This window comes from Flavisphingopyxis soli, from assembly GCF_007995095.1.
GTDB lineage: Bacteria > Pseudomonadota > Alphaproteobacteria > Sphingomonadales > Sphingomonadaceae > Flavisphingopyxis > Flavisphingopyxis soli.
Genome location: NZ_VOPY01000001.1, coordinates 1,326,577 through 1,338,471, shown reverse-complemented (window position 1 = coordinate 1,338,471; position 11,895 = coordinate 1,326,577). Strand labels below are relative to the sequence as shown.

Genomic DNA, 11,895 nt, shown 5'->3' with positions numbered 1-11,895 from the left:
ACGTCGAGCCACTCGCGCGTTCGCGCATAGCGATCGTCATGCTGGTCGAATTCGAGGCCGTATTGCGTCGCCTCGTCGGCCCACCACGACGACACGACGTTGAGCGCCAATCGACCGCCCGCAATATTGTCGATGTTTGCCGCCTGCTTGGCGAACAAAGCAGGCTGATGGAAATTGGGTCGCACCGCGACCATCAACTCGATCGTCTCGCTCACCGCGGCCAGCGCGGCAGCGGTCGACCACGCATCCAAGGCAGATTCCTCGATGCCCTTGATGTCGTTGAGGTTGAGTTCGGCAATCAGCGACAGGTCCCAGCCAGTCTGCTCGCTGCGCTGCGTCAAGCGGCGGACATAGTCCCAGCTCGCATCCATGCCCTCGTCGGAAACGTTGCGCAGCCAGCCGCCAAACACCGGCATCCAATAGCCAAACCTCATGCCGAATTCCTCGCTTCGATGCGCGTTTCAAGATAGTCGACAAGACGCTCGTGAGGGTCCCAGCCGAGCACTTCGAGCGGATTGGCGACGAAGTTCGACAAAGCGTTGACGTCGTAGAACAGGGCTTTTCCCGTCGCGTCATCAATCATCATCTCTACTCCGCCAACATCGATATCGCATGCCGCAACAATGCGTTCGGCAGCTGCGATATGCTCGCTGCTTGGCTCGACCTTCGTCATTTGAACGACTGACCGCCCGGGTTGCGCAATGCACGCGTCGGCCGGGCAAAGATCGAAATTGTCGCCGCTGCTGGTGGCCGAGATGCCATAGAGATAGCGTCCGGCGAGCGTCTCGATACGCGTGATCGTCCCACCGCGCGGACTGGCGAGACTCTGCACCAACAGGACGCCGTCGACGCTGCGCGGGACGCTTTGCGCTGCGATCGCCGCATCGAGAGCGGCGGCATCGTCATACCGCACGATACCCGCCCCAGCGCCGCCGATATTGGCCTTGATCAGCAGCGGAAATCCTATTTCTGCCGCGGCCCGAGCGATCTGATCGTGCCGATGCACGATCTGCGTGGTTGGAAAATCGACCCCGAGAGCCGAGAGTTTAGCGAGCTGGCGCGCCTTGCTGGCATCGAAACCGAGCGCGGTTGCGCCGTTGATCAGCGTCGCGCCGCACTGCTCCCAATGCTCGAACGCCGCCATCGCGCTGAAAATGCCGTGGTCACCTGTGCGCAGGATACTCGACATGGCCAAGCGGTTGAAAATGACCCGCGCGGGAGGTTTCCGGTCAGCCGGGTCAAAGGACAGCTCGGCCATCGGTATTTTGACGTAGGAAATCCCGCGCGTGTCGAGCGCGGCAAAAAGCGGTTCGAACCACAAGGGATGCTCGTAGACGATGGCTAGGTCGTTTGTCATCGCTGACAGATAGGACCGCCGTTCCGATATGCAACGCACACGGAATGCGCGTCCGTTTTTTCCTCCTTGGGATCCTCAAGCCGCCGTTCCGCTAACGGCCCACGAGCCGCCATCGGCTCTTGATTTAGCCGCCTGACTGCAACGCGCCCAATTTCGGTCATTGGGAACGCATCGTTACTTCGCTAACTGCGGTCATTCCGTTTCGCCCCATTCGCGCGGCCTCTTCTATTCGTGCGTCTTATCAGTCTGCCTACTCGCTAAAGCGACAATTTGCTCTGCCAAGGCATAACCTGGATCGGCAGGAACGATTTGGCGAATATGTTGGGCGGCAACGCAGCCAATTTGGCGCCATTCCGCTCGCCTGTTCCAGGCTCGTTCCATGGCGTCGTCGAGCGCCTCGACGCTAGCATGCTGCGCGAGGAATCCTGTAATGCCGTCGTCAAATGCCTCGCCGCTGCCGCCCGCAGCGGTAGCGATGACCACGCGCCCCGCCAGCATCGCCTCGACCACGACAAGCGGCAGGCCTTCGCACCGCGAAGCCAGCAATAACACCTGATGTTCGCACCAAATGCCGACAACGTCCTCGACCTGACCGCAGAAGCGGACGCGGTCGCCGAGGCCCAGATGGACAGCCATGGCTTCGAGACCAGCGCGGTTGATCCCCTCGCCGTAGAAACTCGCTTTGGCGCCGCGGGTTCGCCACTTTGGCATGGCGAGGACGCGCAGGATCAGGTCCTGGCCTTTTTCCATCGGATAAAGCCGGCCGATACAGGCGAAATCTACGCCTTCGTCGCAATGCTCCGGCCACGCCAGCGGGGCCGCAAAATCGACGAGGAAGGGATTGCGAGCGACGCTCGCGGGCGGGAGGGCTTCGCCAAGCTGGAGTTCGGTTAGCTGGCGATTGTGCTCTGATACGAAAAAGGCGTGGGTTGCATCGCGATACATGGCGGCCACGCTCGGCCGGTAGGAATCGGGAGGCCAATAAAACTCGCTCGCCTTCTGCGAAACGATTGCATAGCGCGATCCCACCAGCCGCAGGACTTTGGCGAAATGTGCGCCGTCCCAGTTGCCGCCTTGTGAGAGAAGAACGAAGTCGGGGCGGTACCAGAGCAGTCGAGGCAAAAGGTTTGCCGCCAGCAGCGCGAACTGGAGGAGCCGGCTGACAGCCCCGACGCGCTGGACAAACAGCTCGGGCAGACCGAACGGGCGGGTCAGATCGGTCAATTTGCAGCCGGCATCGCGGAGTTCACGCACAGGTCGCAAACCGCGTTGGAGGCGAGGTTTGAAAATCTGCACGCGGTGTCCCTGTCGTGCCATCGCGAGCGCAGCCTTTTGCCAAAGTTCTTCGCTACCGCCCCAGTCAACTTCGTTCGAACTGACCACGGCGATGCGCAAAGCGTCTGGTCTAATGGCTTTCATGGGGCGGCGGCGGGCTTTCAAGGTGAGCGGGCAAGGAGAGTTGTACGGCGGGCAGGCAGGAGGGGCATTGCCCCTAAAATTGCTCCAGTCAACATGGTAGCGAAATGGCATCAATGCCTAGCCCGCTTGACATTATTGGTGGTTATCGTTTGTTGGACCTATGGGCAACGTCGATTCAGAACTGGTCTGCAACTCCCGCCCATTGGTCGCGCGATCCGCGCAGCACTTTAGGACTGTCGGTGGCGCGTCCGAACGGTTTTCTCTCGGCACGGCGGAGCGCGAGGGCAGGCCTCACCAGTTTTGTGACGACCCCCCGCAGATCTGGCGTAGATTGCCAACCGCATGTTCCGAAATGCAGCCAGGGTAAGCGCGGGCTGATGGCGATATTTCATTCTCCAGAGCTGGACATGAAATTTGCGCGCGACGGTTTTGTCGTTGTTCGCTTGATCGACGAACATGTTGCCGATGCGCTCGGGCGCAGGTGCCGCGATAGTCTGCCGGCCGATATCCCCGCACATGAGAATGTGACGTACATCTATACCGACGAGCCCGAGCTGGCTTGGATCGAGGATGTCGCCGGCCCGGTGTTCGACGAGGCGATGATGCCGCTGCTCAAGGCAATGCGCCGGCTGCATCCCTCGATCATCGTCAAGCCAGCGGGCGAGCGAGCTGTGCCGCCGCATGTCCACCCGATCTTCACGCTCGACCAAAGTGCACCCACTGTTTTCTGTTGGTGCGCGCTCGAGGACATGCGCGACGAAAATGGTGTCATGCAAGTGCTGCCGGGCAGTCACAAGCTGTTCCCCATCATGCCGATGTACGGCCAGGAACCCTATTTCCTGCGCGCGTGGGACGAGATCGCAGGACGCATGGAGCCAGTCTATTTAAAGGCCGGCGAGGCGATGCTGTTCGACGAGAGCCTGATCCACGCTTCTATGCCGAATAGCACCGGGCGTCACCGATTGGCGCTGGCGACACACTGCATCCCACAGGCGCTGGAGCCAATCGCGCTCTTTCCCGAGTCCAATGGGCAATATCGCGTATACGAAACCGGGGCTGACTTCGGTTATCAATATCATATCCGACCCGACCTGATCGATCCTTCCGAACGTTGGACAACGCTGGGATATGTCGATGACGTGCATGAGCAAGTCGATCCCGACGAGTTCTGGCGACGGCTCGAAGCTGGCGAGCATATCACGCTAACCTATCCGCTGGTTCCCCGCGCCCAGCCTGCCGCGCCAGCGCGACCATCGATGTTGCGCAGCGCGGCGCGCGCGATCGCAAAACGGATCCGCCAGCATGCCTGAGCGGCGAACATCGAAACGCGTAACGTTTGGCGATCCCGCCTTGCAGGCTGCGTTCGATCGCGACGGTTACGTCGTCGTCGATGCGGTCGACGCGCAAGCGGCCCGTACGTTGCGGGCGCGAGCGCTTCGGGCAATCGACTCCGCAACGCCGATCAACGACGCGCAAGGAGCGCTTTACGGCACTCTGTTCGATGCCGACCGCCGCGAGGTTGGCGCGGCTGTGGCTGACGAAGCGCTGACGGGGCTGCTTGCTTTGCTGCTCAACGACTATCGCTATGAAGGCGGCTATGTCGTCGCCAAGCCTTCATCGTCGGGCCGCCTCGACATGCACCAGCACCAGCCGGTGACGCGTGATATATACGAAACCGCAGTCCATTGCTGGCTGACCCTCGACGATAGCGGCCAGGATCGCGGCGGCTTGCGCGTTGTCCCGGGCAGTCATGCGATCACCCGCCATGTCCAAAGTTTCGACAGCCCGCCCTATTTCGCGTCGTTCGCCGAGGAGCTTGAACACGGGCATGCTCGCACGCTCGAACTGCGCGCCGGGCAGGCGGTGATCTTCGAGCGCTCCTTGCTCCACGGGTCCGAGCCCAACCGCACCGACCACCCGATGCTGCGAATCCTCGGCACCGCCATCCCGCAGGAAAGCAGCCTCTGCGTGCTTGCAGAAGATCAGCCGGGACGGTTCGAGGCATTCGAGGTGGGCGATGCCGTAATCGATGCCGATCTCTATTGCATCGTCCGCGAAAACCGGGCGGCACTGCGATCGGCCGGGCCCATCGCCAACCGCAATCTGGCGCTCGATGAAGGCGAATTCGTCGCGCTGGTCGAGGCCGGCTGGCGGATCGGACCCGGGAGCGATCCGATCGACCGGATCCGGTCGCCCAGACGGTGGTGGCGGCGGGCATGAGCGATGATATCTTTCACGATGAGGCCCTTAATCGGCGGTTTGAGCGCGATGGCTATGTCGTCATCGCGTTGCTTGATTCGACGGCGGTGAACGATCTGACTGCACAAGCCAGTGAAATCCTGCCTGCCGATCCGCCGATCAACGATCCGCAAGGCGCCGCCTACGCGTCGTATTTCGACCTTGATCGTCGCCAGGCGGCATCGACGTTAATCCGGCGGTTCGTCGAACCAGCGCTGGCCAAAGTGCTCAAGGGTTACCGCCCGCTGTTTTCGACCTTCTTCTGGAAACCGTCGGATGGCCCCGAAACCACGATCCACCAGCATTCACCCTATACGTCTGAGCTGGCCGCGAAGGTGGTCAATTGCTGGTGCCCCCTGATCGACTGTCGCGACGGTGCCGGCGCGCTCGAGATCGTGCCCCGCAGTCACTGGCTGACCCAGCACATCCAGGTTCCGATGCGGCCCGCCTATTGGCAGAGTTTCGCCGCTATGTTGCAGACCGATTATCTGGAAACGATCGCGATACCGGCCGGCCACGCCGTATTGTTCGATGACACGATGCCGCACGGCGCCGCGGCCAACGCCCGCCCGGTCGACCGGCTCGCCACGCTGACGACGATGGTTCCACAGCACGGGCTACCTGCTTATGTCGTCGGAGACGAAGACGAGACCGCCGTGGTCGCCTATGCTGCCGTCGACGAATTCGCCTATTCCGATATGTTTCACGGCCGACTGCCGCCGCGTGATCAATGGCAGGCCGCGGAGCGTATCGGTGTGGGATGTGACTGGATCGATGCCGCCGAATGCCGCCGGCGGCTGCGCGAACGGGGCGTATTGCCACGCTCGCATTGGCGACGGCGCGTGTCGCGCGCCTCGCAAAGCCTGATGGAGAAGATCGGATGGTAAAGTTTTGCGACGCCACGACGCAGGCCGAGTTCGAACGAAACGGTTTCGTCGTGCGCCGAATGCTGAACGATGAAGAGGTCGTGCGGGCGCGCGCGCAGCTTACTGAAGTTTCGTCGGGCCGATCGTTCGACCGCAACGATTGCGAGGACAGTTACTATAACTCGATGTTCGAACGCGAGCCCGAGTTTCAGGGACGGTTTCGCGAAGCAATGGCGGATATCTTTCATCCCAAGCTTGACGCGATCCTATCGGACACCCGCTATTTCGAGACGTCGCTGCTCTACAAACCGCCGGAGTCACGGGCGCTCAACGTCCATCAGCACGTTCCGCTGACCGAGCGTCCGTTCGAGCCATCGGTGTTCTGCTGGTGTGCGCTCGACGACTGCGACGAGGAATCGGGTACGTTGCTCGTCGTCCCGGGATCGCACTTGATCCTGCGCTTCCTGCGCACGCTCCAAACTGACGAGTTTTTCCTCGAATATCGCGACGAACTGACTCGGCGTCATGCGGTTGCGGTGCCGGTAAAGGCGGGTGAGGCGATCCTGTTCGAGAATTCGTTGCTGCATGGTTCGACGCCCAACAGCAGCGGGCGGCCGCGTCCGATCGTGCTGACGATCGTCATGCACGAGGGAGCCACCCATATGCTGTATCATCATGACGCGAGCGGCGAGGCGGTGATGATCGACAACGACTTCGACGAAATCCAGTGCCAGACGATGTTTCCAGGCGGGGCGGACGTCATCACGGGTCAGGAAATAGGGCGCCTGCCTGCCTGGAACGACAAGCCTACGCTCGAGGAGTTCGAGACGCTCCTTGCACGCGGCGAGCGCGCGAACGAGACGTTCGACCCGCTGGCGCAGCTGCGTGCCGAACGAGCGGCAACGTGGCGTGGCAAGCTGTCGCGCGTGGTTGGCGGATTGCGGGCCTGATGCCGCAGGTCGTGCGCGACCGCGCGCTCGCGCAGCAGTTCGATCGCGATGGTTATGTCGCGGTGCCGATGCTCGAACCGCATGAAGTTGCCGAGCTGCTTGAGGCGCTCGCCCGTCTCGATCCGGCGGATGCCTGGGCGCCCGACGGGTCGGGACCGGCGATGAACAGCTATCACTGCAGCTTCCTCGACCGCGACAAGACCTACAAGCGTGCCGCATACGCGCTGTTGGCCAAATCGTTCGATGGCGTCATCGCGCGTTATCTGGACGATTTCCGCGCGCTGTCGGCTAATTTCTACGTCAAGCCAACCGGCCAGGGGCTGATTCCGGTCCACCAGAACTGGCCGGTGCTCGATTCTCTCGATGCCACCTCGGTCACGGTTTGGTGCCCATTGGTCGATGTCGATGCTCGCAACGGAACACTGCACGTCGTACCGGGAAGCCACAAGCTGCTGCCGCATATCGAAGGGCCGGGGTCGCTGTCCTATTTCTCCGACTATCGCGATGCTCTCGACGAGCATCTCGTCGCCTTGTCAGCGCCCGCCGGACACGGCTTCATCTTCGACGACAGCATCGTCCACGGATCGCCCGACAATCGCGCATCTGACCCGCGCATTGCGGTCCAGATCACTTGCATCCCCACTGCAGCGCGGCCGGTGTTCTATTTTCGCACGGACGAGACGTTCGAGTTGATCGACGCCGACGTCGATTTCTATCTCGACAACAGCGTCGACGACCTCGTGGCGCGATCGGATGCGTGGGAAAGTCGGGCAAGAGTTGCTAGCCGCAACCGGCAGGTCGACAAGCGCGAGTTCACGCAGTTGCTCGACCGCAAGCGGCGCGGCGGATCGCCACGGCAAGGATTGTGGGCACGCCTGTTCGGAACGGACAGGACCGTTATTGCCAGTTGACGTCGAGTACGACCATCTGGCGCATGTCGAGCTGATGGTTGGACTCGATTGAGGCCGGGCTATCGACGGTGACGGGGGTGCTCGCGCGACCCCAGCCCGATAGCGCAACCGCAGTGCCAGATGCGCGATCGGTAATGTAAAGCCTCAGCGTATAGTTACCCGGTGCGATAGGTAGCCGTTCGATCTCGCATTCTAGCGTTCCGCGCCCGGCGGCTAGGCTTCGCGGAGACAGGTCCTGTGCGGTGGTGACGCATTGCTGGTTGTCGGCGGTCCACAAGCCAAAGCCCCAGATGACGTCGCGAAAATCTTCGTCGAGAGTATATTCGACCTTGATGCGCGCCGGTGCACCGGTCCGTAGCCTGCCGGCATCCCCCCCGAACCCGATCAGACGGATCGTCGTCTCCTCGGCTGTGTTCGTCTCCACCATGGGCATCGATCGCGCGATCATCTGCCGCACCGCCTCGACGGCTGCCCCGGTGAAGATAGCCCGTCCCGAGTCGATCAAAATAGCGCGCTGGCACAGCGACTGGACCTGGAGAACATTGTGCGAGGCCAGCACGAGCGCACCCCCCGCGCCGAGAAACTCCTCGATGAAGCGCGTGCATTTTCGCTGAAAGGCAAGGTCGCCGACCGACAGGGCCTCGTCAACGAGGAGCACGTCCGGACGCGTCATCGCCGCCATCGCGAAGGCGAGCCGCGCGGTCATCCCGCTGCTGTACGACCCGGTAGCGACGTCGAACGCCTCGCCTAGATCGGCAAAGGCTTCGACGTCATGCAGATACGCGCACGCGATGTCGGCGGGCAGCTCGCGCAGCAAGGCAGCGAGGCTGACATTCTCGCGCCCCGACAGGAGCGGATTGAGACCGACGCCGAGCTCGATTACCGCCGCGACGCTGCCGTTTCGCTCAACCGAACCGGTCGTCGCCGGCAGCATACCCGCCAGCGTCTTGAGCAGCGTGCTCTTGCCTGCGCCATTGTCGCCGATCACCGCGATGGCTTCTCCTGCGTCGAGCGACAGGTCGATGGCCTCGAGCGCGTAGAACTCGCCGCGCCTCAGCCTGCTGCGTGGTGCATGACGGACAATCGCGCCGACCGTATCGCGGCAGGCATAATATGCCGCGCGAGTTAGCGAGCGGCAGCGAATGACCGACACGTCGCGCGCGCGTATCCTCGGCTCGCTCATGCTAACGGGGCCAGAAAATGGCGGTGGGCGAGGCGCAGCCATGCCGCCGCCAAGAGGAGTGAGATCACGACCGCAAGCAATCCCCAGGTGATTGTCGCGACATCGACCGGCTGACCGGTTACGCTGGCACGCGCAGTGTCAATCCAGGGTGCCAGCGGATTCCAGGCGAGTAGGTCGAGCGTGTGGGTCCGGTAAAAGACAGGACTGGCGAGCATGCCAAGCGCGAGGGCAATCCCCAAGGCGCGACCGACATCGTCGATCAGAAGTCCCGGCAGCGCGGCAAACACCCCTATCGCCAGACCGGCACCGACCAGGCCGATGAACACCATCGGCAACGCGATCACGCTCGACGATATGCTCACGCCGAGCCATGGCAGGAGGGCGAGCAGGAATATCGCTCTGAGCAGCGTGGCGAAGGCGAGATCGAACAGGCCGACAACGATCGCCTGTTCGACCGTCATGCGTCCGCGCGCCAGTTCGGGGCGAAAGCCGGTGAATTGTCGCAGCGGCATCAGCACAGCGTCGGCAAACGCCTGCCAGAAAGTCAGGCCGGTGACGATATAGACCGGATAAGGCATGCCGACCGCAATGGCTCGCCCACCCCATCGGGTAGCCTCGATGCCAAATCCGATCGCCAGGACGACAAGCAGCGGCGCAAATATCCAGACGAGACCGATCCAGTGGCGCCGCTTCCTGGCTTTGAGTTCAAGCAGGTAAAGCGGCCAGCCGATGCGCAACGCGCTGGTCCATGCTGCGATCGCTCGGCGCAATGCACCCACACGCGGTTCGATTGCTTCATTTATCGCCATCGCGTTAGCCTTGTGGCCAGTCGCGATAGAATGCCGGGCATGCTCAACCTGTCGTCGTGGCCGGCATCACATGCGTGACCGGCGCACGCGCGTTCAGGTCGGACTAGCGACAGCGGATCGAAATCGAGGCTCGCCTTGCGACCGAAAGCCAGCAGCTTGACGAACTCGGCTTCGGTAATCGCGCGATTGCGATTGGGCAGTGTGGCCACCCGGTGCCATTGCTCGGGCCAAAGCCCCGTTCGAAGATAGTGAGCCATGCCGTCGCGCCTGTTGGTATCGACGACCGCAAACTTGTCGTCTTCGGGCAGTATCGCAGCGGTGCGCATGTCCGCGCCAATGAAATTGGCGATCGCCGAAATGCGCATCCCCGGCGTTAGGTTGGCGCGGGTGCCGTGCAGGATGCTGTCTTCGAACAGCACCGCCTCACCAGGTTGGAGCGCGATATCGATAGAATAATGTTCGCGAACGCGTTCGGAGAAGGCCTCGAAATAATCGCCCGAATTTGCATGGCGTATGAAGGGCAGCAGCTGATGACTCCGGGGGACCAGGCGGAACACGCCCGGACCCTCACATGCCTCGGACAACAGCACCCAGCATCCTATGCGGCGCGCAAACGGGTCGATCGTTGTCGGCCAGTGCTGGTGCATCGGCGTCGCCGCCGCCCCGGGCGCCTTGATCGCGACGCTCGTGTAATGGCAGCGCGCCTCGACGAGCAGCGCCGCCAAGTGCGGCGCGACCGTGTCCCAGACGATGCTGGCCGACCGGATCGCCAGATCGCGGTCGGGGTCGATCAGGCCGAGATACCAGTTCGATTGCGGCTGGTTGGCCACGACTCCGCTGGGATATAGCGCCGCAATATCGCGCGCGACATCGCGCGCGTCGCCGTCGGAAAGCAACCGGACGACGACATAACCGTCATGCGCCAGCGCACGCTCAAGGTCGGGATCGGCGCAGCGCGGTCCGTCGCGCAACGCGCATCTCGGGTTACCGCCGACTGCGAGCCCAGAGGTCATAAGCACATCATTGCTGCAACGCCGATCGTTGCTCACCGCCCGATAGGCACTCGACCATGGTCATGCCACGCAGCTGCTTGAGCGCACTCCGGTTGCGCACCGAGACCATCGCGCCGAGCACCCAACGCAGACTGCGTGGGGCGAGGCCGCTCCACACCAGAAAGGCGAAGTGCGGAAACGAAAAAGGGCCTCGTCGGGCTCGATCAATGCCCATCCACTCGCGCCAGGCGTCCGAGCGGTGGCCGGCGCGGACCTGAAGGGCGGCGCGCTTCTGGAGATCTTCTAGGTACAGCTTGTCCGGCGGGGTTGCCGGACCGCTACTGCCGTCGATAAGGTGCTCGTAATCGCCATCGCTCCGAGCCGCCGCGCAGCAACGGTCGAGGAGTGCGTGCTGTGCGGCGATCGTCGCACGATCGGAAGTTAAGCGGTTGCTCGTCGTCGCCGAGCGATAGCGATAGAGCGGCTCAAGCAGCACCACCATCCTGCCAAGTCCGCCGAGCCGGTGGAACAGGTCAGCATCCTCCCAATAGGCACACGCTTCGCGATAGCCGCCTGCCGCATCGAACGCGCGTTTGCGGATCATCGTCGACCCGTGAGCGAAGGGAAAGCGTAATGGGCGCGAATCCAGCGTCGATGAATAATCGGGCGGCCGAATGGTCCGGTCGCCGGCGTCTATGCCTAACCAAAGCGATCCAATCAGAACTATTTGCGGGTCGGCATCAAGGACCGCGAGTTGCTTGGCCAATCGGGTTGGCAACGCGACATCGTCGGCGTCCATACGCGCCAAGATGTCGGTCCGGGCCATGGCGACCACCCAATTGCTGGCCCCTACCGGGCCGCTCGCGACGGATCTGCGGGCAAGCCGGATTCGCGGATCGCGTTGCGCCCAATATTCCAGTCGCTCACTCGAACCATCGTCCGATGCATCATCGCCGATTACAAATTCAAAATCCCTAAGTGTTTGGTCAAGAACCGATTCAACAGCGGCATCAAGAAAGGGCATGGCATTGCGAACAGGCATGACCACGCTCACTCGGGGCAAAGTCACCACGCATGATCCTGGCGGGAGCGTGACGATGCAATAAGTCGAGACGACCCGACGAAGAAGTAAGACGCCGCAACGGTCATAGCCAATCCCTGTCCATATCG

Annotated in this window: 12 protein-coding genes; 5 read left to right on the top strand and 7 right to left on the bottom strand. The window is 62.3% G+C overall.

All coding sequences use genetic code 11. From position 1 onward, the window contains the following. The 3 genes from FSZ31_RS06585 to FSZ31_RS06575 all read right to left on the bottom strand — a co-directional run. On the bottom strand, positions 1 to 434 hold a 434-nt coding region (locus tag FSZ31_RS06585; protein WP_147122426.1), incomplete at its 3' end, for an LLM class flavin-dependent oxidoreductase. Further along, entirely contained in the window at positions 431 to 1,357 is a 927-nt protein-coding gene (locus FSZ31_RS06580) for an ATP-grasp domain-containing protein (protein ID WP_147122424.1), read from the bottom strand. The genes FSZ31_RS06580 and FSZ31_RS06585, both read right to left, overlap by 4 nt. Before the next feature lie 225 nt (positions 1,358 to 1,582). Further along, positions 1,583 to 2,776 carry a glycosyltransferase family 4 protein gene (locus tag FSZ31_RS06575; protein WP_161595975.1) on the bottom strand — a complete coding sequence of 398 codons (1,194 nt, stop codon included), beginning with the start codon at positions 2,774 to 2,776 and terminating at the stop codon, positions 1,583 to 1,585. A gap of 113 nt (positions 2,777 to 2,889) precedes the next feature. Here FSZ31_RS06575 and FSZ31_RS06570 point away from each other — a divergent pair, with 113 nt between their 5' ends. Genes FSZ31_RS06570 through FSZ31_RS06550 form a run of 5 tightly spaced genes read left to right on the top strand, consistent with a single transcriptional unit; the run spans position 2,890 to position 7,741 of the window. Next, positions 2,890 to 4,086: a phytanoyl-CoA dioxygenase family protein gene (locus FSZ31_RS06570; protein ID WP_161595974.1), complete on the top strand. Its 1,197-nt coding sequence runs from the start codon at positions 2,890 to 2,892 to the stop codon at positions 4,084 to 4,086. Beyond that, positions 4,079 to 4,996 (top strand): phytanoyl-CoA dioxygenase family protein, encoded by a 918-nt coding sequence (locus FSZ31_RS06565; RefSeq protein ID WP_147122418.1) that lies wholly within the window; start codon positions 4,079 to 4,081, stop codon positions 4,994 to 4,996. Before FSZ31_RS06570 ends, FSZ31_RS06565 begins: the two co-directional genes overlap by 8 nt. Further along, on the top strand, positions 4,993 to 5,901 hold the full coding sequence (locus tag FSZ31_RS06560; RefSeq protein ID WP_147122416.1) for a phytanoyl-CoA dioxygenase family protein: 909 nt from the start codon (positions 4,993 to 4,995) through the stop codon (positions 5,899 to 5,901). The genes FSZ31_RS06565 and FSZ31_RS06560 overlap by 4 nt, the downstream gene beginning before the upstream one ends. Continuing rightward, the gene (locus FSZ31_RS06555) at positions 5,895 to 6,830 is read left to right on the top strand and encodes a phytanoyl-CoA dioxygenase family protein (RefSeq protein WP_161595973.1); all 936 of its coding nucleotides are present in this window, start codon (positions 5,895 to 5,897) and stop codon (positions 6,828 to 6,830) included. Before FSZ31_RS06560 ends, FSZ31_RS06555 begins: the two co-directional genes overlap by 7 nt. Next, positions 6,830 to 7,741: a phytanoyl-CoA dioxygenase family protein gene (locus tag FSZ31_RS06550; RefSeq protein WP_161595972.1), complete on the top strand. Its 912-nt coding sequence runs from the start codon at positions 6,830 to 6,832 to the stop codon at positions 7,739 to 7,741. Before FSZ31_RS06555 ends, FSZ31_RS06550 begins: the two co-directional genes overlap by 1 nt. On the opposite strand, the gene FSZ31_RS06545 is transcribed toward FSZ31_RS06550, so the two are convergent. From FSZ31_RS06545 to FSZ31_RS06530, 4 genes are read right to left on the bottom strand one after another with little or no spacing between them, the layout of a single operon-like run. Then, positions 7,728 to 8,924, bottom strand: coding sequence for an ABC transporter ATP-binding protein (locus FSZ31_RS06545; RefSeq protein WP_161595971.1), 1,197 nt, complete (start codon positions 8,922 to 8,924; stop codon positions 7,728 to 7,730). The genes FSZ31_RS06550 and FSZ31_RS06545 overlap by 14 nt on opposite strands. Continuing rightward, positions 8,921 to 9,733 (bottom strand): ABC transporter permease, encoded by an 813-nt coding sequence (locus FSZ31_RS06540; RefSeq protein WP_147122409.1) that lies wholly within the window; start codon positions 9,731 to 9,733, stop codon positions 8,921 to 8,923. Before FSZ31_RS06540 ends, FSZ31_RS06545 begins: the two co-directional genes overlap by 4 nt. After that, positions 9,724 to 10,746 (bottom strand): phytanoyl-CoA dioxygenase family protein, encoded by a 1,023-nt coding sequence (locus FSZ31_RS06535; protein WP_147122407.1) that lies wholly within the window; start codon positions 10,744 to 10,746, stop codon positions 9,724 to 9,726. The genes FSZ31_RS06540 and FSZ31_RS06535 overlap by 10 nt, the downstream gene beginning before the upstream one ends. A gap of 7 nt (positions 10,747 to 10,753) precedes the next feature. Further along, on the bottom strand, positions 10,754 to 11,779 hold the full coding sequence (locus FSZ31_RS06530; protein WP_161595970.1) for a glycosyltransferase family 2 protein: 1,026 nt from the start codon (positions 11,777 to 11,779) through the stop codon (positions 10,754 to 10,756). Positions 11,780 to 11,895: the final 116 nt, after the last annotated feature.

Excerpts from the sequence above, each read along its gene's own strand:
- FSZ31_RS06545 (WP_161595971.1), bottom strand. The coding sequence starts at position 8,924 with ATGAGCGAGCCGAGGATACGCGCGCGCGACGTGTCGGTCATTCGCTGC.
- FSZ31_RS06570 (WP_161595974.1), top strand. The coding sequence starts at position 2,890 with ATGCCTAGCCCGCTTGACATTATTGGTGGTTATCGTTTGTTGGACCTA.
- FSZ31_RS06535 (WP_147122407.1), bottom strand. The coding sequence starts at position 10,746 with ATGACCTCTGGGCTCGCAGTCGGCGGTAACCCGAGATGCGCGTTGCGC.
- FSZ31_RS06555 (WP_161595973.1), top strand. The coding sequence starts at position 5,895 with ATGGTAAAGTTTTGCGACGCCACGACGCAGGCCGAGTTCGAACGAAAC.
- FSZ31_RS06575 (WP_161595975.1), bottom strand. The coding sequence starts at position 2,776 with ATGAAAGCCATTAGACCAGACGCTTTGCGCATCGCCGTGGTCAGTTCG.
- FSZ31_RS06560 (WP_147122416.1), top strand. The coding sequence starts at position 4,993 with ATGAGCGATGATATCTTTCACGATGAGGCCCTTAATCGGCGGTTTGAG.
- FSZ31_RS06540 (WP_147122409.1), bottom strand. The coding sequence starts at position 9,733 with ATGGCGATAAATGAAGCAATCGAACCGCGTGTGGGTGCATTGCGCCGA.
- FSZ31_RS06565 (WP_147122418.1), top strand. The coding sequence starts at position 4,079 with ATGCCTGAGCGGCGAACATCGAAACGCGTAACGTTTGGCGATCCCGCC.
- FSZ31_RS06580 (WP_147122424.1), bottom strand. The coding sequence starts at position 1,357 with ATGACAAACGACCTAGCCATCGTCTACGAGCATCCCTTGTGGTTCGAA.
- FSZ31_RS06550 (WP_161595972.1), top strand. The coding sequence starts at position 6,830 with ATGCCGCAGGTCGTGCGCGACCGCGCGCTCGCGCAGCAGTTCGATCGC.